Origin of the sequence: Oricola nitratireducens (assembly GCF_014904745.1) — a bacterium.
Classification (GTDB): domain Bacteria; phylum Pseudomonadota; class Alphaproteobacteria; order Rhizobiales; family Rhizobiaceae; genus Oricola; species Oricola nitratireducens.
Genome location: NZ_JACZCS010000008.1, coordinates 155196 through 179264, shown reverse-complemented (window position 1 = coordinate 179264; position 24069 = coordinate 155196). Strand labels below are relative to the sequence as shown.

General features: G+C 64.5%; 21 protein-coding genes. 11 read left to right on the top strand and 10 right to left on the bottom strand.

Annotated features, from left to right (window positions below; all coding sequences use genetic code 11):
• Nucleotides 1–11: 11 nt before the first annotated feature.
• From IG169_RS05075 to IG169_RS05045, 7 genes are all read right to left on the bottom strand, one after another.
• Entirely contained in the window at nt 12–794 is a 783-nt protein-coding gene (locus tag IG169_RS05075; RefSeq protein WP_193175077.1) for a 3-hydroxybutyrate dehydrogenase, read from the bottom strand.
• 58 nt (nt 795–852) lie between these two features.
• Nucleotides 853–1992, bottom strand: a complete 1140-nt coding sequence (locus tag IG169_RS05070) for a patatin-like phospholipase family protein (RefSeq protein WP_193175076.1) — start codon at nt 1990–1992, stop codon at nt 853–855.
• 155 nt (nt 1993–2147) lie between these two features.
• Nucleotides 2148–2570, bottom strand: a complete 423-nt coding sequence (locus IG169_RS05065) for a PRC-barrel domain-containing protein (protein ID WP_193175075.1) — start codon at nt 2568–2570, stop codon at nt 2148–2150.
• Nucleotides 2571–2626: 56 nt separating this feature from the next.
• Nucleotides 2627–3295, bottom strand: a complete 669-nt coding sequence (locus IG169_RS05060; RefSeq protein WP_193175074.1) for a hypothetical protein — start codon at nt 3293–3295, stop codon at nt 2627–2629.
• Nucleotides 3296–3442: 147 nt separating this feature from the next.
• Nucleotides 3443–4042, bottom strand: coding sequence for a DedA family protein (locus tag IG169_RS05055; protein ID WP_193175073.1), 600 nt, complete (start codon nt 4040–4042; stop codon nt 3443–3445).
• Nucleotides 4039–5472 (bottom strand): sigma-54-dependent transcriptional regulator, encoded by a 1434-nt coding sequence (locus IG169_RS05050; protein ID WP_193175072.1) that lies wholly within the window; start codon nt 5470–5472, stop codon nt 4039–4041. The genes IG169_RS05055 and IG169_RS05050 overlap by 4 nt, the downstream gene beginning before the upstream one ends.
• Nucleotides 5473–5476: 4 nt before the next feature.
• Nucleotides 5477–6931, bottom strand: a complete 1455-nt coding sequence (locus IG169_RS05045; protein WP_193175071.1) for a sensor histidine kinase — start codon at nt 6929–6931, stop codon at nt 5477–5479.
• A gap of 433 nt (nt 6932–7364) precedes the next feature.
• Between IG169_RS05045 and IG169_RS05040 the strand changes: the two genes are divergently transcribed.
• From IG169_RS05040 to IG169_RS04990, 11 genes are all read left to right on the top strand, one after another.
• Complete coding sequence (locus tag IG169_RS05040; RefSeq protein ID WP_193175070.1) at nt 7365–7877, top strand: DUF1269 domain-containing protein; 513 nt, start codon at nt 7365–7367, stop codon at nt 7875–7877.
• Between the two features lie 22 nt (nt 7878–7899).
• A complete protein-coding gene (locus IG169_RS05035; RefSeq protein ID WP_193175069.1) occupies nt 7900–8058 on the top strand; it encodes a DUF3096 domain-containing protein in 159 nt (52 codons plus the stop codon).
• A gap of 76 nt (nt 8059–8134) precedes the next feature.
• Nucleotides 8135–8503 (top strand): hypothetical protein, encoded by a 369-nt coding sequence (locus tag IG169_RS05030; RefSeq protein WP_193175068.1) that lies wholly within the window; start codon nt 8135–8137, stop codon nt 8501–8503.
• 47 nt (nt 8504–8550) lie between these two features.
• A complete protein-coding gene (locus tag IG169_RS05025) occupies nt 8551–9642 on the top strand; it encodes an HlyD family secretion protein (protein WP_193175067.1) in 1092 nt (363 codons plus the stop codon).
• A 2-nt stretch (nt 9643–9644) separates the two neighbouring features.
• Nucleotides 9645–11201: a DHA2 family efflux MFS transporter permease subunit gene (locus IG169_RS05020; protein ID WP_193175066.1), complete on the top strand. Its 1557-nt coding sequence runs from the start codon at nt 9645–9647 to the stop codon at nt 11199–11201.
• A 176-nt stretch (nt 11202–11377) separates the two neighbouring features.
• Nucleotides 11378–13075 carry a thiol reductant ABC exporter subunit CydD gene (gene cydD, locus IG169_RS05015; RefSeq protein WP_193175065.1) on the top strand — a complete coding sequence of 566 codons (1698 nt, stop codon included), beginning with the start codon at nt 11378–11380 and terminating at the stop codon, nt 13073–13075.
• Nucleotides 13072–14736 carry a thiol reductant ABC exporter subunit CydC gene (cydC, locus tag IG169_RS05010; RefSeq protein WP_193175064.1) on the top strand — a complete coding sequence of 555 codons (1665 nt, stop codon included), beginning with the start codon at nt 13072–13074 and terminating at the stop codon, nt 14734–14736. The genes cydD and cydC overlap by 4 nt, the downstream gene beginning before the upstream one ends.
• 119 nt (nt 14737–14855) lie before the next feature.
• Nucleotides 14856–16466 carry a cytochrome ubiquinol oxidase subunit I gene (locus tag IG169_RS05005; RefSeq protein WP_193175063.1) on the top strand — a complete coding sequence of 537 codons (1611 nt, stop codon included), beginning with the start codon at nt 14856–14858 and terminating at the stop codon, nt 16464–16466.
• A 5-nt stretch (nt 16467–16471) separates the two neighbouring features.
• On the top strand, nt 16472–17635 hold the full coding sequence (gene cydB, locus IG169_RS05000) for a cytochrome d ubiquinol oxidase subunit II (protein ID WP_193175062.1): 1164 nt from the start codon (nt 16472–16474) through the stop codon (nt 17633–17635).
• 15 nt (nt 17636–17650) lie between these two features.
• Nucleotides 17651–17776 (top strand): cytochrome bd-I oxidase subunit CydX, encoded by a 126-nt coding sequence (cydX, locus tag IG169_RS04995; RefSeq protein ID WP_193175061.1) that lies wholly within the window; start codon nt 17651–17653, stop codon nt 17774–17776.
• A 123-nt stretch (nt 17777–17899) separates the two neighbouring features.
• The gene (locus IG169_RS04990) at nt 17900–18868 is read left to right on the top strand and encodes an SLAC1 anion channel family protein (RefSeq protein WP_193175060.1); all 969 of its coding nucleotides are present in this window, start codon (nt 17900–17902) and stop codon (nt 18866–18868) included.
• Nucleotides 18869–18876: 8 nt separating this feature from the next.
• Here the strand turns inward: IG169_RS04990 and IG169_RS04985 are convergent, their stop codons facing one another.
• From IG169_RS04985 to IG169_RS04975, 3 genes are all read right to left on the bottom strand, one after another.
• Nucleotides 18877–21978: an efflux RND transporter permease subunit gene (locus IG169_RS04985; RefSeq protein WP_193175059.1), complete on the bottom strand. Its 3102-nt coding sequence runs from the start codon at nt 21976–21978 to the stop codon at nt 18877–18879.
• Nucleotides 21975–23270 carry an efflux RND transporter periplasmic adaptor subunit gene (locus IG169_RS04980; protein WP_193175058.1) on the bottom strand — a complete coding sequence of 432 codons (1296 nt, stop codon included), beginning with the start codon at nt 23268–23270 and terminating at the stop codon, nt 21975–21977. The genes IG169_RS04985 and IG169_RS04980 overlap by 4 nt, the downstream gene beginning before the upstream one ends.
• A gap of 120 nt (nt 23271–23390) precedes the next feature.
• Entirely contained in the window at nt 23391–24005 is a 615-nt protein-coding gene (locus IG169_RS04975; protein WP_193175057.1) for a TetR/AcrR family transcriptional regulator, read from the bottom strand.
• Nucleotides 24006–24069: the final 64 nt, after the last annotated feature.

The window sequence follows — 24069 nt, the reverse complement described above, 5'->3', positions numbered from 1 at the left end:
AGCTTCTCCTGTCAGTTCATGTACCAGCCGTGGCTGGCGACAATCGACTGCCCCGTCAGCGCATTGGTCGGGAAGCCCGCCAGGAAGACCGCGAGATCCGCGACGTCCTGCATGGTGGTGAATTCCTTGTCGACGGTGCCGCCGAGCATCACGTCGTCGATGACTTCCTGTTCGCTGATCCCGAGGTCGTGGGCCTGTTCCGGGATCTGCTTTTCGACTAGCGGTGTCTTCACGAATCCGGGACAGATGACGTTGGAGCGCACGCCGTGTCCGGCGCCCTCTTTCGCCATCACCCGCGCCAGGCCGAGAATGCCGTGCTTGGCCGCGACATAGGCGGATTTCAAAGCCGATGCCTCGTGGCTGTGCACTGAGCCCATGTAGATCAGCGAACCGGAACCCTGCTTGTACATGTGCCTGACCGCGGCCTTCGTCGTCAGGAACGCCCCGTCGAGATGGATCGCGACCAGCTTGCGGAAAGCCTCGTAGGGAAATTCCTCGATCGGATGGACGATCTGGATACCGGCGTTCGAGACAAGCGTGTCGATCTGGCCGTATTTGGCGGCGACCTCGTCCATGGCCGAATTGACCTCGGCTTCGTCGGTCACGTCCATATGCACCGCTTGTGCCTTCGGGCCGTTTCCTTTCTCGATCATCGCGACGGTCTCGTTGGCGCCATCCATGTTGATGTCGCACACCGCGACCGTGGCACCCTCTTTCGCTAACGACAGGGCGATCTGCCTGCCGATGCCCGAGCCGGCGCCGGTCACGACGGCTATGTTGTCAATGAGATTCATCTAACTACTCCTTCTGGTCTTCCGGATTTGCAGCGGGTCCGGTTCCGCTTTCCATTGCTCAGACGACGCCCGAGCGGTTCATGTCGTACACCGCGATACCGTCGGCCGGCGTGGGCGGGGTCCGCCAGTCGACGGCACGCAGCGTGCGGACTGCGTCCGCACGTCCCGCCGTCCAATGCTCCCTCATCGAGCGGCGGGAAAACTCGAAATCCTTCGCCGGGCCGTCATAGGCGCGGCGGCGGTAGATGAGATGAATGACGGAAATGGCGTGTTCCGATCCAAGCGCTGTCAGCGACGCGACTTCGGGATCTTCACGCACGTTCTCGGGCAGCCTCTCCGCCAGTTCGGCGACCGCCTGGCGCAACGCCTGCTTTTCCCGGAACATGTCCGTGTTCATGCGGGTGCGGCTGGAATAGACGATGTCCTTGCGGCGCTCTTCCACGTCCCCGATCGTCTCCGGGAAAGGCCCGGAGGCGCTGTAGAGATCGACCTGGAACACCAGCATGCTTCCGGCCGGCGCATCGCCGAGCACGTAGCTGAGCGGCGTATTGGAAACGAGCCCGCCGTCCCAGTAATATTCCCCGTCGATCTCGATCGGCGGAAATCCCGGCGGCAGCGCGCCGCTGGCCATCACATGCTCGGGACCGATCTTCAGCCGCTCGTTATCGAAATAGGTGAAATTGCCTGTCCGCACATTGACCGCGCCAAGGCTGAGACGGTTGTGCCCGCTGTTGATCAGCTCGAAATCGACATGCTCCTCGAGCGTCTCGCGCAGCGGTCCCGTATCATAGACGCTCAACGCGTCGGCGGCGCCGGGCAGTTGCAGGACCGCCGGATGCGCGCGCGGTTTGAAGAAACCGGAAATGCCCCCGGCCACGGCGCTCATGCTGTGCAGCGCACCGAATGCGCGCCGCGAATAGGTATCGTCGAGCACGTAGAACGATTGCGGCAGGTCGGTGGTCACCCTGGTCCAGAAGGACCTCAGCTTGTCGACGCGCTCTTCCGGCTTGTTGCCGGCCATGATCGCCGCATTGATGGCGCCGATGGAGATACCGGCAAACCAGCGTGGATGAACCTTCGCCGCCGCCATCGCCTCGTAGACACCCGCCTGGTAGGCGCCGAGCGCGCCGCCGCCCTGCAGGACGAATGCCGTTTCGCGGTAGAGGTGGTGTGGAGGAAATTGCTCGATCTGGTTCATGCCCGTTTGCCTTTCGCTTTCTACGAGTACAAACGCAGCAATCGTGCCAAGCATAATATATTGATTTCATTGTGTTTATTTTCCGAACCGCACGACTGATGGTGGATTTCAACCGCCCCGAATGGTGGATATGATGCGTCCGGTTACCGCCGCGCCTAATGGCCGGTCGCGTCACGAATGTCCTGTTCGACGAGATCGGTTCCGATCCGCAGGTGCCCGTCGACATAGCTGAACCGCACATCCCCGATGGGCACCGCCAGATAGGTCTCGTCGACCCCGAGGAAGCCGCCGACGCCGACCTTCAGCGCGATCATCCGGTTGCTGTCGTCCAGCACGATGTCCGACACCGTGCCGAGATCCTTTTCGTCCTCGGTATAGACTTCGTGGCCGATGATGTTGCTGACAAGATTGGCCGGCATGGTGTCAATGCTGCCGAACAGGACGGGGCTGTCGACCTTGGGATGCGCGTCCGGCGCCCCGGCCGCGTCCTGCGTGGTTGCCGAAAGGGCCGGCATGGCGGAAAGGGCGATGGCGGCGGCGGCGAGTGCCGGCAGCAGCCGTTTGCTGTTCACGATCATCACGGTTTTCCTTTCTTGCGGGACAGGCCGGGGTGCCGGAAATCCGGCTCGCGCCGTCAGTCGTATTCGGCGCTCCGTTCGAGCAGCGGATCGGGATTGACATGCGAAAGCGGGATATCGTCGACCCCCCAGCGCACGACCGCTTCATGAACATGGGCGTCGGTTCCGCCGGCCGATTTGAGAATGCTCAGGGCGCGCTCCTCGAAATCCGGGGTTCGGGTCCGCACCCACAGGACGATGCCTCCGACATCCAGTTGCCGTTCGATGGCGGAACGGTGCCGATCCGAAATGATCCGCGCGCCGAGCGCGCCAAGGCCGCCGCCGGCAAGCCCGCCGGCAAGCGCCAGCGGTATGGTGGCTGCCAGGGCCCCGCCTGTGGCGGCAGCGGCAAGGAATCCACCCAGCGTCCCGATATAGACAGGAAGGCCGACTGCCGCCGCCTCGGCTTCCGCGAGCGCGTCGGGGCTGACCACCGCAGCGCGCGGGAGACTGTCGATATCGGTAAGCGCCCTTGCGCCGGCAAAGAGCCGGCTGACGCCGCTGCCGATATACCGGCCATCCGCCAGAACGGAGAGTTCCGAACGGTCGAAGCCGTGCTCCTGCAAATCGTCGACCGCCCCGAGGAACGCCTCCTCGCTGTCGAATACGGCGACAGCTTCGCGCAGGACGTAACCGTCCGCGGAATTCGATACATCGGTGACTGCGGTATGTGCCTTCATTGTCATGGCTCTCTCCCATGGTTGACTGCATGCCAACCTCGCAAGAACCATGCCGAACTGTAAGCACCTGTTTTACCTTGATTTTCGATCCGAGACCCGCTGCTTCGGGTGGTTTTCAGCCAGCAAATGGTTCACTTAAACCGTAAGCGAGCGCTATCGGTTTGTCCGCCGCCGGCGCAACAGCCAGATGGCAATCATGACGAGACCGCCGACAATCAGCATGCTGAATAGGACCACCTTGATCCGGTGCGCCCCTTCGATCGCGGAGATGAAACCGGCCGACAGGCGCGAACTCGCATAGAGCCAGAAGCCGGCCCACAGGGCGGCGCCGACCACGTTGGCCAGGAGGAAACGCCACCACGGAAGTCCGAGGCTGCCCGACATGACGCCGTTCAACTGCCGCAGCAGCACGAAGAAACGGGCAAAGACGACGACGAAAACACCGTAACGGCGAAACGATGCCTCGATGGCCGCAAACCGCGTCTCCGTGAGGCCGGCGCGCCTGCCGAGGACAGACACGGCCTTGCCGCCATATCGCCGCCCGATCAGGAAACCGATATTGTCCCCGATCACCGACCCGGCCCACACCGAAAGGAAGATCACCGCGATATTCAGATGCTCCGTGGCCGCCGACGCGCCAAGCGCGATCATCAGCGCCTCGCCCGGCAGCGGCAGTCCCAGCGATTCCAGCGCGACGGCCAGCACCACCACCGGATAGCCGTACTGCACGATTGCCGCGACCAAGCCGGTCATCCAATACCGTGCCTGCCGCCGGCGCTCGCCAGCAGCGTCTTCGACAGGCCGTATTTCTGCATTCTGTAACGCAGCGTCTCGCGGGTCGTGCCGAGCGCCCGGGCCGTGGCCATGACATTGTAGTCGTGCCGTTCCAGCGCCGTCGCGATGATGAAGCGGTCCATCTCGTCCAGCGCCATCGATCCGTCGAGCGGCAGGCGGATCCAGTAGTCGCCATCCCGGCCGCTATCGCCCCCTGCCGGTTTGGGACCCCCGCCGGCGGCCGGTAAGCCGAGCCAGTCGCCCGACAGCTCGCTTCCCTTCGACAGAAGAACCGATCTCTCGATCACGTTGCGCAATTCGCGCACATTGCCCGGCCAGGGATAATCGCGAAGCGCGGACCACACCGCGTCGGGAACGCTGGTGACGGTCTTTCCGGCGCGCTGATCGAATTCGCCTATCATCGCCTCGACCAGTTCCGGAATGTCCTCGGGACGGTCGCGCAGGTTCGGGAGGATGATTTCGAAGACCGAGATCCGGTGATAGAGATCGCTGCGGAACTTGCCCTTGTCCGCCGCTTCTTTCAGGTCGCGGTTCGACGCGGCGATCAGCTGGACGTCGACCTTGATCTGCTGCTCGCCGCCGACCCGGCGGAAACTCTGGTCCTCCAGCGCCTTCAGCAGTTTCGATTGCAGGTTGAAATCCATTTCGCCGATCTCGTCGAGGAAAAGCGTTCCGCCGTCGGCCTGCTCGAACAGTCCGCGATGCCGGCCCTTGGCGCCGGTGAACGATCCCGGCTCGTGACCGAACAATTCCGATTCCAGCAGTTCGCGCGGAAAGGCCGCGCAATTGACGTCGATGAACGGGCCCTCGCTGCGCATGCCCGCATAATGCAGGATCTTGGCGACCAGCCCCTTGCCGGTTCCGGTTTCGCCACCGAGCAGGATGCTGGAGGCGGGAAGCCCCGACAATTGTTCGAGCATGGTGCGCACCCGGGCAGCGGCCGGGCTCTTCCCCAGGAAGCTGCCGGGCGTGAAGCGCTGCGCTGCCGAGCGCGCGGCGTCACTCAATTGCTGGCGCGCCTTGGCGCCGCGGGTCGCCGCGGCGATGATCAGGTCGAGTTTGTGATAGTCGATCGGCTTGGCCAGGAAATCGAGCGCGCCGAGCTTGAGCGCCCGCTGAATGTCGCTGTGCGTTCCGTAGCCCGACAGGAAGATCCATTCGCCGCCCGCACCCGCGTCGCGCACCTCCTCCAGGAAATCCAGGCCGTTGCCGTCCGGCAGGCTCATGTCCGACAGCACCACCGAGGGTTCGTGGCCGAGTTCGATGACCAGCCGCCGCGCATCGCCGATCGTCGAAGACAGCGTCACCTGCCAGCCTTCCCGCTCGAAACGGCGCTTCAGTTCGCTGCCGAGCAGCCTCTCGTCCTCGATGATCATCATGGTGCGCATCGTTCTAGTCCTCGAAGGGTAGGGTCACGGTGGTCACCGCCCCGCCATTGGGTCCGCGCGAGAGATCGATTCCCCCGCCAACCGATTGCACGAGCCGCTGGATCACCGACATGCCAAGCCCGGTCCCGCTCGTCTTGCCGGTCTGGAAAGGCCGTACCCCCTGCTTCAGCAGATCGTCGGGATAACCCGGACCGCTGTCCGACACGACGAGCCGGCAGGTGTTTCCCGTCCGCTTCATCTCGACGCCGATGACACCCGCATCGCCGCCGATCGCCTCGCCGGAATTCTTCAGGAGATTGATGAGGACCTGGCGAACGGTATCGCGGGGCAGCATGCAGAACGCGTCCTCGACATCCGTTTCGACCGCCACCCCGGGCGGAAGCTGGTACCGGAACAGCCGTGCGACGTCGCCGACCAGCGCCGTCATATTGACCCGGACCGGGGTTTCGGGCTTGCCCGGCGCCTTTTCCAGCAGGGAATTGAGCAGCCGGGTCACGCGATCCATCTCGTCGGCGATCAGCGCCACGCGTTCGACGTGTTCGGGTTCCTCGATTTCCGTTTCGAGATTGCGCAGCGCGACCGTGATGCCCGAAATAGGGTTGCGCAATTCATGCGCGACACGCGCCGAGAACTCGCCGAGGGCGGCAAGCCTGGCGCCGTTTTCCAGCTCCGATTGCTGCCGCAGCAGGGTCTCCGAGGCGGTGCGAACCTGGTTTTCCAGGTTCTCGGCCCGTTGGCTGGCGGCGTCATTCGCCTCGCGCAGCTTCGCCGTCATCTGATTGTAGCGCTCGAACACCCCGGCCAGCGGGTCGTCGGCCGCGACCTCATCCATCGTCCGGAAATCCAGATTGCCGACATTGTCGAGCAGGTTCGACAACATGCCGATCGAGCGGAATGACCGGTGCCGGATATAGGCGAGCAGCAGCATGGTGGAAAGCGGCACCAGCAGCATCGCGACCGCGGCGACGGCGAATTCGGTTTCGGCTGATCTGCGCGTAGACATGACGGCCTGGCGCTGCAGGTCGTTTTCCTCGCTCAGCGCGTGCCTGATCACCTGCAGTGCCGAAAGCAGGCTGGCCTGAGAATCCCCGCCGCCGGAATCCAGCAGGTCGCGCGCCCGGCGCAAACTGTCCGGCGTGTCGGGATGAAGATTATCGCCGGCTTCCAACAATTGTTCGAGGCCGGCGCTCAGTTCGGCGAATTCGCCGGGTTCGGCCTGCGCCTTGTCTTCGAGATGGCGGATCAGCAGTTCCTGGATTCCGAGGCTCGTCTTCTGCAGGCCCTGCAGATGCGTCAGGTGCCGCTCGAGCGGATCGAGGCGGTTGGCCGATGACCACGCTGTATAGGCCAAGAATCCAAGCGACACGAAAAGCGCCGCCGCGACCAGGATCGACGCCAGCCTGAACGGTTTCAGGAGCGTGCGGTGAATACTGTCCGACGGCGGAATCCGGCTGGACATCGATTGAGCTCTGTTTTTCGACATTCCGGTGTTCGATGTGATGCCGCTTGCCGCGGCCCCTCTGCGTTGCCTGTGTCTCTGTCTGTTGCCGACGCAAGCCCTGTGCCAAGCAAAAGGCCCGTAAAACGCGCGTTTCGGCGTCAATTCCATCCTTTGTGGCCCATATGTGGTGGATTTAAGCCGACGCATCCGGTGGATATCAACCAGTTCGCGACGCCCGCGCCCTGCCGCTGACTTTTATCGCATATTTTTCAGACCCTTATCCGATGGCATGCCCTTTGCTCCCCTGAATGCGACCACGGAAGAAACCGTTCCGGACTCGGCGCAACCGGTCGGGGCGGCAATCGGGAGGAGAGCGAACGGCCCGTGAATCGGCCGCCCGGACCGGGGTCAACATCGTTGACCATGGTTCTCGACCCAAGGAGACAAGACAATGTCAGAACTGATCGTCATCGGGTACGACACACCCGAAGAAGCAGAAAAGGCCCGCTCGACGCTTCTCGACCTGGCCCATGAATATCTCGTCGACGTCGGCGACGCCGTTGTCGCGACGGCCGACAAGAACGGCCACATCAAGCTCAACCAGATGGTCAATCTGTGGACCGTCGGAGCCAGCGGCGGCGCTTTCTGGGGCATCCTGGTGGGGCTCCTGTTCCTGCATCCCCTGCTCGGAGTGGCCGCCGGCGCGGCATCGGGCGCCGTGATGGGCGCGCTGAGCGACTACGGCATCAACGACACCTTCATGAAAGAGGTCGCCGCGGCGCTGCAGCCGGGCCAGGCCGCCCTGTTCATCATGGCCCGCCAGACAAGCTCGGACCGCGTGCTCGAGAAGCTCGGCGCGAACGGCGGCAGGATCATGCGCACCAATCTCGACACCACCCAGGAACAGCGCGTCCGCGATGCATTCGAGCGCTCGCGCCACGAACTGGGCAAGAAGGCCGCCTGAGCGGCGCCGGAACGGCAAGATCATGGACACGATCCTCATCGTCCCGCCGCTGCTGGCGCTGATTGCCGGCCTCATCATTCTCTTCGTGCCGAAAGTGCTGAACTATGTCGTCGCGATCTATCTGATCCTCATCGGATTGATCGGCATCTTCCCTCACCTCGGCGGCATGGTCGGCAACTGACCGGCACGAAAGGCGGTCCGGCCTGGGGCTGGCCGGGCCGCCACCCCTTCCCCATTGCGAACAAGGAGCTTTTTCCATGAACGCTTCCTTCATCAAGGCAACGGCCATCGCCTTGCCCGTCCTCTTCGCCGCGCTGCCCGCCCGGGCGCTCGAATGCCCGGTTCCCCACGTGCTGCCGCGCCCCGGAATCATCACCGAGACGCAACCGCAAATCCGCGAATATGGCGCCACGCTGGCCGGGAACGACACCGGCAATGCGGTCGGCGTCATCGCGCAGGAGCTGCGGAAAAAATACCCCGGCGTCACCGACGCGGAGATCACCAATTTCCTCGTCACAGCCTACTGCTCCGAACTCAAGGCCGAGGGCTATGACGGCGCCCGGGCCCGGACCCGGATCAAGAACTTCGCAGACCGCGCCGACCGGCTGGTCGCCGGAGCGAACTGAGGCGGCACGCGCGATCACGCGACAACAACGCAAACGGAACTATCACCATGGACACCCAGACTGCGTTCAGGCAGCCGGAGAAGGCGCATGACGCGGGCGGCGAACCCGCCCGCTCTCCGGCGGAAACGGCCGGTCCGGGCCGCCGGAAACATGGAACTGCCGTCAAGCTCGCCGGCGCGGTCCTTTTGGCGGCGGCCGCGATCGCGGCCTATCTGGCATGGTCGCATTATGCGGCTCTCTATCCGTCGACGAACGACGCTTATGTCGGCGCCCATGTGGTTCACGTCGCCCCCGAGGTGACGGGAACGGTCGAGACGGTGGGCGCCGGATCCTTCTCGCCGGTGAAGAAGGGCGACCTTCTGGTCCGCATCGATCCCGCGTCCTTCAGCAACGCCGTCGATGCCGCGCAGGCGAACCTGGCGCAGGCACGGCAGAAGGTGCAAATGCTGCAAAGCGCGGTCAACGAAGCGAAGGCGCAACTGGCGGTAAAAAAGGCAGTGCTCGCCGATGCGCAAAGCGCCTGGGACAGGATCGGCCCGCTCGTCGCCGACGGAACTGTTCCGAAAGCCCAGGGCGACACCCAGAAGGCCGCGCTGCGCGAGGCGAAAGCCGGCGCGAACGCTGCGGCCAGCGCACTCGAAACGGCCAGGGCCCAGCTCGGCGTTTCCGGCGAGAAAAATCCTCTCATCCTCGCGGCGAAGGCGCAGCTCGAGGCTGCCGAATTGAATCTGGCCCACACGAAGATTGCCGCGCCTGCGGACGGTATTGTCGGCAAGATATCGGCGCGCCCCGGCACGCTGGCCGCGTCGGGCGTGGAAATGCTCCAGCTGATCGAAACCGGCGACTGGTGGGTCGATGCCAATTTCAAGGAAAGCAATCTCTCAAGAATAAAGCCCGGCCAGAAGGCAAGCGTTTCGGTCGACATGGTTCCCGGCGTCACCTTTTCCGGAACTGTCATCTCGGTCAGCCCGGCAAGCGGCGCGAGCTTTTCGCTGTTTCCGCCCGAAAACGCCACCGGCAACTGGGTGAAGGTCACGCAGCGTTTCCCCGTTCGCATCAGGCTCGATCCCTCGCCTGACCTCGCCGCCCTCAGGGTCGGCGGTTCGGCCACGGCGACGGTCGACACGGCCGGCGGCTGATCATGGGAACCGCGGCCGTTCCCGACGTCCGCCCCGATGCGGGCAATCCGCTGCTCGTATCGATCGCCGTCATGCTGGCCACGATCATGGTCATCCTCGACATGACGGTGGTCAATGTGAACCTGGACGAGATGATGGGCGCGCTCGGCGCCACCAGCGACCAGATCACCTGGGTGCTGACCTCCTATATCGTCGCCGAGGCCGTGGTCATTCCGCTCGGCGGCGTGCTTGCGCAGCGTCTCGGCCGCAAACGCCTGATGCTCGCAAGCGTCACCGGTTTCGTCGCCGCGTCGGCGCTTTGCGGACAGGCCACCACCCTTTCGGCGATGGTGCTGTTCCGCCTCGCGCAGGGCGTCTTCGGCGCCAGCATCGTGCCGGTGTCGCAATCCGTCATGGTGGACACGTTCCCGCCCGACAAGCGCGGCCGCGCCATGGCGATCTGGGGCATCGGCATCATGCTCGGCCCGATCCTCGGTCCGACGCTGGGCGGATATATTTCGCAACATCTGTCCTGGCGTTGGGTGTTCTACATCAATGTGCCGACAGGACTGTTGAATATCGTCCTGCTCGGCGCCTTCCTGCGCGAGACGACACGCAACAAGGTCCCCGCCGACTGGTTCGGCGCACTGCTGCTGGCCGTCGGAGTCGGCGCGCTTCAGGCCATGCTCGACCAGGGCAACCAGCGCGACTGGTTCAATTCCGGCCTGATAACCGCCCTGCTCGTGGTCGCGGTCGTCGGGCTCGCGGCGTTTATCCTGCGTAGTCTCGGCCGCAATGACGCGATCCTCAGGATCAACCTGTTGCGCGACCGCAATCTCGCCACCGCCTCGCTGATGATGATGGCCTTCGGGCTCGGCATGTTCGGCACCATCGCCCTGCAGCCGATCATGATGAGCCAGCTTTTCGGCTACCCGCCCGAGACGATCGGGCTCGTCATGGCGCCGCGCGGCCTCGCCGCGGCCGTCGGCATGTTCACCGTTGCCGGCCTGATCAACAGGACAGATCCACGCTATCTCGTCACCGCCGGGCTTACCCTGTCGGCAGTCGGGTCCTTCATGATGGGCGTCCTCAATCTCCAGGCCGACGTCTTCTGGATCGTACTGCCCTCCATGGTGCAGGGTGTCGGCATGGGGATGATCTTCGTGCCGCTGTCGACGCTCGCCTTCGCCACCCTGCACAGGTCGCAAACCGATTTCGGGTCGGGCATCTTCAATCTCAGCCGCACCATCGGCTCGAGCATCGGCATCTCGATCGCAAGCACCGTACTGACACGCAAGATCGCCGAAGCCAAAGGCGCCCTCGCCACGAATCTCGTGCCCTCGAACCCGGACATGCTGGCCTGGCTCGCGCATCTGCATCTGAAACTGGGGTCGCCCGAAACGATCGCGATCCTCTACCGGCAACTGACCGAGCAGTCGGCGATGATCGGCTTCGTCAATACATTCGTCTTCATCTCCGGCAGCTTCGTCCTGCTCGCCCCCCTCGTCCTGCTGCTTCGCGGAACAGGCAACCCGGACGGGAGAAAAGGCGACGGTCAGACCGAACGACACGGCGCTTGAGGCGGCTCCTCGCCGCAGCAAACATCCTTGACCGCGGCGTCAATTCGGTGATCGTTGCGGTCGGCGTCTTGCCCGCGACAAATCGACCGCTCGATTTCGTTGCGTTCGGGACCATTTGAAAGGACGCGGCCTGCCTGCAGGCCGCAAACATCATCCACCCGGATCCGGGCAGACCCATGAGCATCACAGAAACGGAGGAGCACGACGGCGCGTCCGAGCGCCTGCGCAGGCTCCGCCGGCCGGTTCACGGCCGCCTGAACGCGGCATCCGCGCTCTCGGTCGTCTCGGCATTGCTGTGGATTCCCCAGGCCGCCTGCGCCGCGCAGATTCTGGCCATGCTGGTGACCCGGGAACCGGGTTTCCTCGGTGTTTGGAGCGCGGTTGGACTGTTCCTAGCCATCGGCATCACCCGCGCCGCCGTCACGAGTTACGCCGAGGGCCTCGCCTTCGCCGCCGCCGACGAGGCGATCGCCGAAGCGCGCGGGGCGCTCGTGGCAGCCGAAAGCCGCAAGTCGGCGGTCGTCGCCGGCGCATTCTCCTCCGCCGAGATCGCCAGCCTCGCCGCCGACAAGCTGTCGGCCGTCACGCCTTATCTTACGCGCTATGCGCCCGCCATGGCGCGCACGCGGGCCGTGCCGCTCGTCCTGCTGATCGTCGCCTTTTCCATTTCCTGGGCGGTCGGGCTGGTGCTGCTCGTTTCGGGGCCGCTCATCCCGGTGTTCATGGCGCTTGTCGGCCTCGCCGCCCGCGACGCCAGCGAGCGCCAGATGCAGGAAATCGGCGGCATGAACGCGCTGTTGCTGGAACGCATCCGCGCGCTCGCCGATCTCCGCCTGCTCGACGCGACGCGCAGGGCCGTCGCCGATTTCGACCAGGCGGCCGACCGCCTGCGCCGCCAGACGATGGAAGTCCTGCGCATCGCCTTCCTGTCCTCCGCGGTCCTCGAACTGTTTTCCGCCATCGGCGTTGCGCTCGTCGCGGTCTATGTCGGCTTCGCACTGATCGGCGAGTTTTCCTTCGGCGCCTACGCGACGCCGCTGACGGTATCGCAGGGAATATTTCTGCTCCTGCTCGCGCCGGACTTCTTCCAGCCGCTGCGCGACCTTGCCGCCGCCTGGCACGACAAGGCCGCGGCGCTGGCCGTCGCCGGCGAGATCGCGGCCGTCGAACGCGAATACGCCCTCGGCATCGTCGGTGACGGAAAGCCCGCAACGCCGCTCACCGGCCCGGCAACGGTCGATGTCGGTGCGCTCGCCTGGAGAACGCCATCGGATCGCACCATCCGTTTTCCGGATTTTCATGTCGGCGCCGGATCGGCGGTCGCGATCACCGGACAGAGCGGCAGCGGCAAGACGACCCTGCTGTCGCTTCTGGCGGGCCTCGCTCCAGCCGCCGAAGGCCACATCGGGGTCGCCGGGCAACCGCTCGACGCAACGTCCGCCGACGCCTGGCGCGCGCGCCTCACCTGGATCGGACAGATGCCGCATTTCGTCAATGCGAGCTTGCGCGCCAATCTGCTGCTTGCCGGGCCGGAGCGCGACGACGCCCGGCTTGAACGGGCACTGGCCGGGGCCTCCGCATCTGGAATAGTCCAGGCATTGCCGCGCGGCCTCGACACCCGCATCGGCGAAACCGGATATGGCGTTTCCGGCGGTGAGGCGCGGCGGCTAACCGTGGCGCGCGCACTATATTCCGGCGCCGATATCGTCCTTGCCGACGAACCCACCGCCGATCTTGACGACGAGACGGCCGATGCCGTCATCGACGGACTGCTCGCCATTGCCGCCCGCGGCGCGACGCTCATCGTTGCGACCCATGACATGCGCCTCGCGCGGCGCATGGATCAGACAATCGCCCTTGAGGCGACGTCATGATTGCGCTGCTGCAGATAGCGCGACGCATCTGGTCGCTCGAATGGTGGTCCCTCCTGCGCGGCATGGCCCTCTCCGCGACCGTACTTCTCGCCGGTATTGGTCTCCTCGGCCTGTCCGGCTGGTTCATCACCGCTGCCGGTGTTGCCGGCCTCGCGGGCGCAGGCATTCTCTTCGACGTCTTCCGGCCGAGCGCCGGCGTCCGGTTTCTCGCGCTCGGGCGCACGGCCGCGCGCTACGGCGAGCGCATGCTGACGCATGACGCGACCTTGCGCGGCCTCGCCCGGCTGCGCGTCCAGTTGCTGGCCGCGCTGGCGCGGCTCCCGGCCCCGCGACAATCGGCCCTGCGGGCCTCCGAACAGCTCAACCGGCTGACCCTCGACGTAGATGCCCTCGACGGGATCGCCCTGCGGCTTTTCATCCCGGTTGTCGCCGGAACGCTGGCGATCGCGATCGCCTTCGCTGCGCTTTGGTATCTCGTCGATCCGGCGATCGTCGTCTGGCTGTCGGCGAGTTTCCTGCCCGGCGCGAGTATCGCGCTGGCGCTGGTTCTCGCCAGGGCCCGGCGTCCGTCGCGGTCGGCACAACTCGCATTGAACGCCTTCCGCATGCGCCTCGTCGACTTGCTGCACGCGCGAAGCGAACTCGCCGTCTTCGGCAGGCTCGCCGCCCAGAGGGAGCATGTTCATACCGCCGAGGAACGCATGCGCGCCGCGATGCGCCGCAACGACCGGATCGAACGCACCGGTGGCTTCGTCCTGTCGCTTGCCGAGACAATCGCCGCCGCCGGCGCGCTTGTCACCGCCGTCTGGCTTACACGGTCCGGACGAAGCGACCCTGCGCTTGCCGCGCTCGGCTTTTTCGCGACGCTCGCGCTTGCGGAAACGATCGTACCGCTGCGTCGCGGCTTGTCGGAATACGGCAAGATGGCCGACGCCGCGCGCCGCGTCGCGCGCATGTTGCAAACGCCTGAACTGCCTTCGCGCGCCAGTGTCGAAAATCCGCCAGGACAAATCGACACAGGAACCGTCCTCTCATTGCGGGGCATAGGCTTCCGTCACCAGGGCGCGGCATCGCCGGTTATAAGCGGTTTCGACCTCGTTTTGCGGCAAGGCGAGATCTGCGCTCTCACCGGCTCCAGCGGAAGCGGCAAATCCACCATTCTGCACATCGCCGCCGGCGTTTTGATTCCCGAAAGCGGATCGGCCGAGTTGAACGGGTTGCCGATCGGCCGGTGGGACGAAAAAGAACTGCGTGAAACGGTTACGCTCTTGCCGCAAAGAAGCGCCTTGTTGAGCGGAACAATTCGCGACGCGCTTCGCCTGGCAAACCCGGACATCACCGACGCCGATGCCTGGGAAGCACTCGCCGCCGCCGGGCTCGACATGGTCATTTCGCAACGCGGCGGCCTCGAAAGCCGGCTCGGAGAATCCGGGTCCGGACTGTCCGGCGGAGAAAGCCGCCGCCTTGCCCTTGCACGCGTTCTCTTGCGCCGGCCGCGCCTTCTCCTGCTTGACGAGCCGACGGAAGGCCTCGATCGAGCGACCGCCGAAACCGTGCTCGCCGGGGTCCGTCGATTCCTGCCCGATTCCGCCATATTGATCGCGTCTCATCGCCAGGTCGAACAGGCATTCGCCAATCGCACGGTCAGGCTGCGCCGATAAGATGCAACATGGATGCGCCTTTTTGATTTGTATCAATGCCGGCCGTGGCCGGGGCATGCGAACACTCACCCCGCGACATGCAGCCGGATGCATGTCCGCAAACGAGAAAGGAACCCGCAATGGAGTTCGGTGTCGTTGAGCTGTCTCGCCTGCAATTCGCGATGACGGCGATGTATCATTTCCTTTTTGTCCCGCTCACGCTCGGGCTGTCGGTGATCGTCGCGATCATGGAAACGGTCTATGTGATGACGAACCGTCCGATCTGGCGGCAGATGACCAAGTTCTGGGGCACGCTGTTCGGTATCAACTTCGTTCTCGGCGTTGCCACCGGGATCACGATGGAATTCCAGTTCGGCATGAACTGGAGCTACTACAGCCACTATGTCGGCGACATTTTCGGCGCACCGCTCGCGATCGAGGGGCTGATGGCCTTCTTCCTCGAGGCGACCTTCGTCGGCCTGTTCTTCTTCGGCTGGGACAAGCTGTCGAAAGTCCAGCACCTAATCGTCGCATGGCTTGTCGCCATCGGTTCGAATTTCTCCGCGCTCTGGATCCTGATCGCCAATGGCTGGATGCAGAATCCGGTCGGCGCCAAGTTCAATCCGATGACCATGCGCATGGAGATGACCTCATTCTACGACGTGCTGTTCAACGAGGTCGCGCAGGCCAAGTTCGTCCACACCGTTTCCGCCGGCTATGTGACGGCCGCGGTCTTCGTTCTCGGCGTCTCGGCTTGGTACATGCTCAAGGGACGCCATTGCGAACTGGCCCGCCGCTCCATCGCGGTGGCGGCAAGCTTCGGCCTGGCCTCGGCTCTGTCTGTCGTCGTCCTGGGTGACGAGTCCGGTTATGACACCTCGCTGAACCAGAAGATGAAGCTCGCGGCCATCGAGGCGATGTGGGAGACCGAACCGGCGCCAGCTCCGTTCACCCTGTTCGGCATACCGGATCAGGAAGCGCGCGAAACCAACTACGCCATCAAGATTCCATGGGCCATGGGCCTGATCGGAACGCGCTCGCTCGACACGGTCATTCCCGGCATCGAGGAGCTCGTCAAACGGTCTGAGGAACGCATCCGCTCCGGCCTGATCGCCTATGACGCGCTGATGACCATCCGCGCCGATCGCGGCGAGGTCGCCCCTGATGTCCGTGGCAGGTTCGAGGAACACAGCGCCGATCTCGGATATGCGTTGCTTTTGAAGCGCTATGTCGAGGATCCGCGCACGGCCACCGAAGATCAGATATTGCAGGCCGCCAATGACACTGTTCCGACCGTATGGCCGCTATTCTGGGCCTTCCGTTTCATGGTGGCGCTCGGCTTCTCCTTCATCGCGGTGATGGCCTATTTCTTCTACCTCGCATCTTTCAGGAAGATGCAATTCCCGCGCTGGGCGCTCTATTTCGGGGTCGCGATTATCCCGACGCCATGGATTGCCGCCGAACTCGGCTGGTTCGTCTCCGAATTCGGGCGCCAGCCATGGACGGTCGACGGCGTCCTGCCGACCGCCTTGTCGGTCTCGCATCTGGGCATCGGCGACCTGGTGATCACGCTCGCCGGCTTCGTCGCCTTCTATACCATTCTGTTCATCATCGAGATGGGGCTGATGGTCAAATACATCCGCAAGGGCCCGTATATGGACGTCGCGGAGACGAAGGCCTGGATGGCGCGCCACGAACATCGCCTGCGGACCCATGACGGCAACGTCCCGGTCACCATGCCAGCGGAGTAAGAGAGATGATCCTTTACGAACTCGTCAGTTTTGAACTTCTGCGCGTCGTCTGGTGGCTGCTTCTGGGCGTACTGCTGATCGGCTTCGCGCTCACCGACGGCTTCGACATGGGTGTCGGCGCGCTGCTGCCCTTTGTCGCAAAAACCGATATCGAACGCCGCGTCGTGATCAACACGGTCGGCCCGGTATGGGAAGGCAACCAGGTGTGGTTCATCCTCGGCGGCGGCGCGATCTTCGCCGCCTGGCCGCCGCTCTACGCGGTGTCCTTCTCCGGTTTCTATCTCGCCATGTTCGCCATCCTGGCGGCGCTGATCCTGCGGCCGGTCGGCTTCAAGTACCGGTCCAAGCGCGACGGCGCGGCCTGGCGCGGCGGCTGGGACTGGGCGCTCTTCGTCGGCGGCGCCGTTCCGGCGCTGATCTTCGGCGTCGCGGTCGGAAACGTCCTGCAGGGCGTGCCGTTCCACCTGACCGAAGATCTGCTGCCGATGTATGACGGCACGTTCTACGCCAAGTTTCTTGGCCTTTTGAATCCGTTCGCCATTCTCGCTGGCCTGGTATCCTTCGGCATGCTGCTGATGCATGGCGCGGCCTGGCTGACGGTCAAGACCGAGGGCGCGATCGCCGCGCGCGCCCGCTCCATCGGCACCGTCATGGGGCTCATCGCCTTCCTGGGGTTCGCGCTGGCCGGCATCTGGCTATACCTGGGCATCGACGGCTACGCGATCGTCGGCCCGGTTGTCGCCGACGGCCCATCCAACCCGCTATATTCGGATGTGGCCAAGGGCGGGAGCTGGCTCGCCGCCTACGTGGTCCGCCCGTGGATCGCCATTGCGCCTGTCCTCGGGTTCCTCGGCATGGCAATGGCCATACGCGGCCTGCGCGGCCACGGCGAAGTCTCGACGCTGCTGTGGTCGAAGCTCGGCATCTTCGGCGTCATCTCGACGGTCGGGCTGACGATGTTCCCGTTCATCCTGCCGTCTTCGATAGATCCGAGATCGTCGCTGACCGTGTGGGACGCCTCGTCGTCGCACCTGACGCTGTTCGTCATGCTGGTCGTGACGGTGATCTTCATGCCGATCATCCTCCTCTACACCGCCTGGGTCTACAAGGTGCTGTGGGGCAAGGTGACCGAGACCTCCGTCACCGAAAACAGCGACAGCGTTTACTGAAGAAGGAAGACAACGATGTGGTATTTCACTTGGCTCCTCGGTCTTCCGGTCGCAGCGCTCTTCGCGGTCGTGAACGCGATGTGGCTCGAACTGCAGGAAGACCGTAAACTGACCGAGGACGACGCCCCGATCGAACGGTAAACCGCGTCCGCCGGATTGCGACGTCACGCCACTGCCGGCGTGCGCCGCGGCCGGGACGCTTCGCCGTCCCTGCTATATATGGCGAAGGAGCCGACGCCGGGCCGCGTGCGACAGGAGTGCAAAATGCAAAAACCGAACTTCTCCGATGATCGGCTCGAAAACTTCCCGGTGACCTTCTTCGCGATCGTCATGGGCATGCTCGGCCTGACGCTCGCCACCCACGCCGCCGAGACGGCGCTCGGCGCGAAGGCGACGGCCTCGCTCATCATCCTGGCCGTATCCGCCACGATCATGCTTGCAATCTCGGTAATCTATGTTTCGAAACTGCTGATCCACCGCAAGGCGGTGATCGAGGAGTGGAACCATCCGGTCAAGATCGCCTTCTTTCCGACGATCTCGATTTCGGTGCTGCTGCTGTCCATCGCCATCCTGCCGCACCATCGCGACATCGCGACCGTCCTGTGGTGGGCTGGCATGCTCGCCCAGGGCGCGCTCACCCTCACCGTCGTCGCCAACTGGATCGGCCACCGCGCCTTCCAGCCGGGACATCTGAGCCCGGCCTGGTTCATACCCGCGGTCGGCAACGTGATCGTTCCGGTCTCCGGCGCGGCGCTCGGCTACACCGAGCTTTCGTGGCTGTTCTTTTCCGCCGGGCTCGTCTTCTGGATCGTGCTCCTGACGCTGGTGATGAACCGGCTGATCTTCCACGATCCGCTGCCCGCGCGCCTCGTCCCGACCCTCGTCATCCTGATCGCCCCGCCGGCGGTGGCATTCGTCGCCTATTTCCGCCTGACCGGCGAGATCGACGCCTTCGCCCGCATCCTGCTGAATGTCGGCTTCGTCTTTGCCGGAGTCGTGCTGACGCAGTTCCGCAAATTCGCGCAGATCCCCTTCGCGCTGTCCTGGTGGGCGCTGTCCTTCCCGGTTGCCGCGCTGACGATCGCGTCCTTCCTCTATGCGGAGCACACCGCTTCCGAAGGTCACCAGTTCGTTGCCGGCTTCCTCTATGCCGGCCTGATCGTCATCGTCGCCGGCCTTCTGATCCGCACGGCCCGCGCGATCAGGCAACGCAATATCTGCGTTCCGGAATAATCGTCCCGTCAGGCTTCCGGCGCCTCGTCCCTGCGGATCAGCCGCAGATCGTGCAGGATGACGAAGACCGCCGGCGTGACGAACAGCGCCAGCAGCGTCGCGCCGGTCAGCCCGAAGGCGAGGCTCGCCACGATCGGCCGCAGGAACTGCGCCTGCGTGCTTTGCTCGAACAACAGCGGCCCGAGCCCGACCACGGTCGTCAGCGACGTCAGGAAAATCGCGCGGAACCGGTCGCGCACGGCGTTTTGCGCCGCCTCGATCATGTCGTCGCCGTCGTTGAAACGTTCCTTGATGAAGGCAATCAGCAGGATCGAGTCGTTCACCACCACGCCGGCCAGCGTCGCGAGCCCGACCAGGCTCGGCAGCGACAGCTGCATCCCCAACGCCATGTGGCCCCAGACGACGCCGATGATCCCGAGCGGGATCGCCACGAACACCGCCAGCGGCTGGATGAAGCTGCGGAACTGGAACGACAGGATCAGGAAAACGCCGATCAGCCCGATCAGCAGGTTGCGGCTGAGCGACGATCCGGTCGTCGCCGTGTCCTTGGCCTCGCCGACGATCGTGACCTTCACGTCCGGCCGCTTGTCGGTCAGTTTCGGCAGGAAATCCTTCTTCAGCGCCGCCATCAATTCACGCGCATTGGCGACGGCGGGATTGATCGATCCCTGCACGGAGACCGTGCGCTGGCCGTCGATGCGGTGGATGCTCGCATAGCCGCGGCTTTCGGTGATATCGGCCACCGCCGAGAGCGGCACCAGCGCGCCGTCCGGCCCGGCGACGCGGATTTCGGCGAGATCGGCGACGGTGTTGCGGTCGCCGGGATCGAGCCGCGCGGTGATGTCGAGGCTTCCCAGCGCGTCGCGCACCACCAGCCCCGTATCGCCGCGGAAAGCGGCGCGCAATTGCGTGGCGATGCCCTGCGCGGTCACGCCGAGCGCGCTCGCCGCCGTCGGCCGCACCGTGATGATGAATTCGGGCTTGCCCGGCTGCAGGTCGTAGGTCACGTCACGCACGCCGGCGAAACCGAGGAAGAACTTGCGCATCTCGCGCGCTGTGGCCTGCAGCGCCAATAGATCAGGCCCCTGCAGGCGAATGTCGATCGGCTTGCCGCCGACGCCGCGTTCCTTGTCGGTGAAGCGCATCGCCGCCATGTCCGGCATCGGTCCGGTCAGCTTCTTCCACTGGTCGACGATGTCGGTGACTTCCGTGGTGCGCACGCCGGCCGGCAGCAGGCTGGCGCTGACCGTCGCCATATGCGGCCCGGTTTCCGGCGCATCCGCATTGACCCCGTAGGAGATCGTGTAGCTCTGCACCAGCGGCATGCCGTTCGGCTGTTGCGGCGTCAGTTCCTCATCGAGCTTCGTCAGCGCCGACACGACCTTGCCCACCCGTTGCTCCGTACGGGCCAGCGGCGAGCCCTGGACCAGCAGCAGCCGCGCCTCCACCGTGTCGCTTTCCAGCGTCGGGAAACTCTGGAACTTGATGAACCCGCCGGCGAACGGCGCGAACGAAAACAGCAGCAGGAACCCGGCCATGCCGAGCGTCAAGTAGCGGAACCGCAGCGTCAGCCCCGACAGCGGCACGATCACGCTGTCGCGGATGCGGTCGAAGACGCCGTTCACCGCCCGGCTGACACGGCCCGGCGACAGGTCGCCTTTCAGCGTGTGATGCATGTGGTTCGGCAGGATCAGGAAGGCCTCGACCAGACTGATGATCAGGGTCATGACCAGAACCATCGGGATGTATTTCAGCACCGCCCCGATATTGCCCGACATGTAGCTGAGCGGTCCGACGATCATCACCGTCGTCAGGAAGGACGCGAACACGCCCGGCATCACCTGCCCCGCGCCGTTGATCGCCGCCTTGAGGGCCGTCTCTCCCGCCTGCCGCCGCCGGATGATGTTCTCCGAGATCACGATGGCGTCGTCCATCAGCAGGCCGATGGCGACGAGCAGCGCCACCATGGTCATCATGTTGATCGTCAGCCCGAAGACCTGCATCGCGAAGATCGTACCGAGGAACGACACCGGCAGGCCCATCGCCACCCAGAACGAGAAGCGGAATCCGAAAAACAGCCACATTACGACCAGCACGAGGACGAGGCCCTGGATACCGTTCGAGGTGATGATCTGCAGCCTGTCGCGGATATTGGAGGTGGAATCCTGCGAGATCGCCAGTTCGATATTGCCCGGCGCCTCGGCCTGCGCCGCCGCCATCACCCGCTGCAACGCCGCCATGACCTTCAGCGCGTCCTGCGTCTCGGACTTGCTGACGGTGACGATCGCCGCGCGCTTGCCGTTGTAATAGGACGCCTGCGAGGGATCGGAAAACCCGGTTTTGATCTTCGCCACGTCGCCGAGCAGCACCTCGCCGCCCGCCGACGATCCCGTCAGCGGAATGGTTGCGAGTTCGGCCGGATTGCGCCGCTCGCCGATGAACCGGATCGACGCGTCGCCCTGCTCGCCCTCCATCGTGCCGGCCGGCATGTCGAGGCTGTTGCGGGTGAGCGCGCTTGCGACGTCGGCGATGGTCAGCCCGTAACGCTGCAATTCGTTCGCCTCGATCTCGACGGAAATCTCACGGTCGGAAAACCCGAACACGGCCGCCTGCGAAATTCCCGGATCGGCCTTCAGCCTTTCCGCCAACTGATCGGCATAGGCGAGCAGGACCTTCGGGTCATCAGGGCCGGTCACCGCAATCGAGGCCACCGTCGCCACGCGCTCGACGATCCGCGTGACGGGATCGTCCGACTTGTCGGGCAGGCTGCTGACGCCGGCCACCGCCGCCTTCACGTCATCATGGAACCGGCCCATGTCCGCGCCTTCGACCATCTCGGCGGTGACGATCGCCAGATTGTCGCGCGCGAGGCAGGAGAGTTCGGCAAGGTTTTCGACCGCCCGGATCGGATCCTCGACGGCCTGACAGATGCCCGTCTCGACTTCGGCCGGCGATGCGCCGGGATAGGAAATGCGAACCTCGACGTCGGATGGCGGGATCAGCGGAAACGTGTCGCGCTGCAATGTCGGCAGCGCGAACAGCCCCAGCCCCAGAAAGGCCAGCATGAGGATGTTGGCGGCCGTCGGATGCGCGGCGAAAAGCCTGATCATTCCGCCGTCTCCCGGCCCATCGCCATTCTGCCGATCTCGGCTTTCAGCGCCTTGTCCTCGACCGGCTTGACCTTCATGCCCGGCACCGCGATGGCGGGATCGGTGACCACCAGCCTGTCGCCCGCCTTCAGCCCGCCGGTAATGACCGAAACGGAATCGATGCTGTAATCCACCGTGACCGGGCGCTTTTCGAGCGTGCCCTCTTCGGTCACCACCAGTGCCTCTCCGCCGCGCACAGCGTCGCGCGGCGCGACCAGCGCCTTGCGTGGCGGCGCGCTCAGTTCCACCTCGACGAACATGTTGCGCCGCAGAGGCGGCCGCTGTCCGGCCTGCACCTGCGCCATCGGCTGGTCGACCCGCACGACGACAGCGGCGCTTTGCGTGCGTGCGTCGATTGCCTCGCCGACCCGCGCGACCGTCGCGTCCCAGGTAACCGTGTGCCCGGGAACGGGAAGGCGAACGCGTGCATCGAGCGTCATCACCGTCGCGCCCTTGCCGAGCGAACGCACCAGCGGTCCGATCCGGCCGATCGAGAACTGCGCGGCGATTTCCACCGCGTCGATACCCTCGGCGGTAAACAGCGTCTGGCCGCGCGTCACGACCTGGCCTTCCTCGGCCTCGACGCTGCCGATGCGCACGTCGTAAGGCGCGGTAACGGTGGTGAATTCCAGGCTACGCGCGGCAATGGCGCGCTGCGCCTTCAGGACCTCGCGCTCGGCGGAATTGAGCGCCAGCTGGTTCTCGATGTCGGTAACTTTCAAGCGGGCAGCGAGTTCCTGGCGCCGGATCTGGTCGAGCGCGGCCTGTGTCGCGATGCCCTGGGTATTCAGGTCCTCCTGGCGCTTCAGATCGCTCCGGCTCAGTTCGAGATCGGACTTGTTGATCTCCAGGCTAGCCGAAAGCGTCTCGTCCTTCACGTCCAGCGCCGCCAGCTGCGCGTCGGTCTGGGCGAGCGACAGGCGGAGATCGGTATCGTCGATGCGAAGCAGTTCCGTGCCGGCTTCGGCGATCTCGCCATTGGCCAGCAGGTCCGAGGTCTGCACCACTTCGCCTTCCACGCGGGCGACCGCGCGCCATTCGCGCGCCGGGGCGATCGTTCCGTAACCGGTGACGCGCGGAACCAGGTCCGTCGGCTGCAGCGTGATGACCCGCACCGGCGTCGGCTGCGGCGAGCGCTCCTTGCCGGCCGGCGCCTGTTTGATCACGTCGGAATAGGCGATCGTCAGCGCCCCGGCCGCCAGGGGAACCGCCACGGCCGCCGCACGCGAGAAAATTGTCAACCAGCTTGTCATCAGGGGCTCCCCTCCGCATTTACGGGAGGAGATTAAGCGCGGCCCCATGTCTTGCAAAGTGCCGAAAGACGTTTTCCCGCAACAGGATAGCCGCTATTACGATTTACCTGTGTCGCGCGGTCAGGCTGGCGACGCCGACAGCAAGGCCGCGATGTCCTCGCGCAAATACCGGTCGACCGTTTCGTTCTTGAGTTCATCGATCGAGATGAACTGGGTGAAGCGGGCATTCTGCAGATGGAACAGGCTTTCGCCGAGGATGTCGATATCGGAATCGGTCCTGAGATGGCCGCGCTCGCGAAGCTTGGCAAGGATCAGGGAGAGCTGCCGGGCAAGCTCGCGGTCGAGCCGCGCATAGGCGCGACCGAAGTTTGAGTTGCCCTCGATGATGCTCGCTGCGATCACCTGCCGCCACAACGGCTTGGTCAGGAACGACAGCGCGTGATCGCGGATCACCTCGGAAAACGCGGCGAACGCCTCGACGATGTCGTCCGGCGGATCGGAAAGAACGGCCCCGATCCGCTCCATCAGCAGCGTGTCGCTCTCAGCAACCAGCGCGAGCAGCAGATGGGTTTTGGTACCATAGTAATTGTAGACGGTCACGCTCGAGACCTCCGCCTTCTCGGCAATCATCTCGATTGTCGTGGCATCGAATCCGTTGCTGGAAAAAAGCCCGCGCGCCGCCTGCAGGATGTTGCGGCGGCGATTGCTCTTCTGGCGCTCTCTCAGGCTCGACATGAATCAGGTCCGTTCGGTTGCATTTTCTTGTGCCACAATAAAAACTTTTACTCCACTAAAAATT

Excerpts from the sequence above, each read along its gene's own strand:
- IG169_RS05025 (WP_193175067.1), top strand. The coding sequence starts at position 8,551 with ATGGACACCCAGACTGCGTTCAGGCAGCCGGAGAAGGCGCATGACGCG.
- IG169_RS05040 (WP_193175070.1), top strand. The coding sequence starts at position 7,365 with ATGTCAGAACTGATCGTCATCGGGTACGACACACCCGAAGAAGCAGAA.
- cydB (WP_193175062.1), top strand. The coding sequence starts at position 16,472 with ATGATCCTTTACGAACTCGTCAGTTTTGAACTTCTGCGCGTCGTCTGG.
- IG169_RS05075 (WP_193175077.1), bottom strand. The coding sequence starts at position 794 with ATGAATCTCATTGACAACATAGCCGTCGTGACCGGCGCCGGCTCGGGC.
- IG169_RS05020 (WP_193175066.1), top strand. The coding sequence starts at position 9,645 with ATGGGAACCGCGGCCGTTCCCGACGTCCGCCCCGATGCGGGCAATCCG.
- IG169_RS04975 (WP_193175057.1), bottom strand. The coding sequence starts at position 24,005 with ATGTCGAGCCTGAGAGAGCGCCAGAAGAGCAATCGCCGCCGCAACATC.
- IG169_RS05045 (WP_193175071.1), bottom strand. The coding sequence starts at position 6,931 with ATGTCCAGCCGGATTCCGCCGTCGGACAGTATTCACCGCACGCTCCTG.
- IG169_RS05005 (WP_193175063.1), top strand. The coding sequence starts at position 14,856 with ATGGAGTTCGGTGTCGTTGAGCTGTCTCGCCTGCAATTCGCGATGACG.
- cydX (WP_193175061.1), top strand. The coding sequence starts at position 17,651 with ATGTGGTATTTCACTTGGCTCCTCGGTCTTCCGGTCGCAGCGCTCTTC.
- IG169_RS04980 (WP_193175058.1), bottom strand. The coding sequence starts at position 23,270 with ATGACAAGCTGGTTGACAATTTTCTCGCGTGCGGCGGCCGTGGCGGTT.
- IG169_RS05055 (WP_193175073.1), bottom strand. The coding sequence starts at position 4,042 with ATGACCGGCTTGGTCGCGGCAATCGTGCAGTACGGCTATCCGGTGGTG.
- IG169_RS05050 (WP_193175072.1), bottom strand. The coding sequence starts at position 5,472 with ATGCGCACCATGATGATCATCGAGGACGAGAGGCTGCTCGGCAGCGAA.
- IG169_RS04985 (WP_193175059.1), bottom strand. The coding sequence starts at position 21,978 with ATGATCAGGCTTTTCGCCGCGCATCCGACGGCCGCCAACATCCTCATG.
- cydD (WP_193175065.1), top strand. The coding sequence starts at position 11,378 with ATGAGCATCACAGAAACGGAGGAGCACGACGGCGCGTCCGAGCGCCTG.
- IG169_RS05035 (WP_193175069.1), top strand. The coding sequence starts at position 7,900 with ATGGACACGATCCTCATCGTCCCGCCGCTGCTGGCGCTGATTGCCGGC.
- IG169_RS05060 (WP_193175074.1), bottom strand. The coding sequence starts at position 3,295 with ATGACAATGAAGGCACATACCGCAGTCACCGATGTATCGAATTCCGCG.
- IG169_RS05065 (WP_193175075.1), bottom strand. The coding sequence starts at position 2,570 with ATGATCGTGAACAGCAAACGGCTGCTGCCGGCACTCGCCGCCGCCGCC.
- IG169_RS05070 (WP_193175076.1), bottom strand. The coding sequence starts at position 1,992 with ATGAACCAGATCGAGCAATTTCCTCCACACCACCTCTACCGCGAAACG.
- IG169_RS04990 (WP_193175060.1), top strand. The coding sequence starts at position 17,900 with ATGCAAAAACCGAACTTCTCCGATGATCGGCTCGAAAACTTCCCGGTG.
- cydC (WP_193175064.1), top strand. The coding sequence starts at position 13,072 with ATGATTGCGCTGCTGCAGATAGCGCGACGCATCTGGTCGCTCGAATGG.
- IG169_RS05030 (WP_193175068.1), top strand. The coding sequence starts at position 8,135 with ATGAACGCTTCCTTCATCAAGGCAACGGCCATCGCCTTGCCCGTCCTC.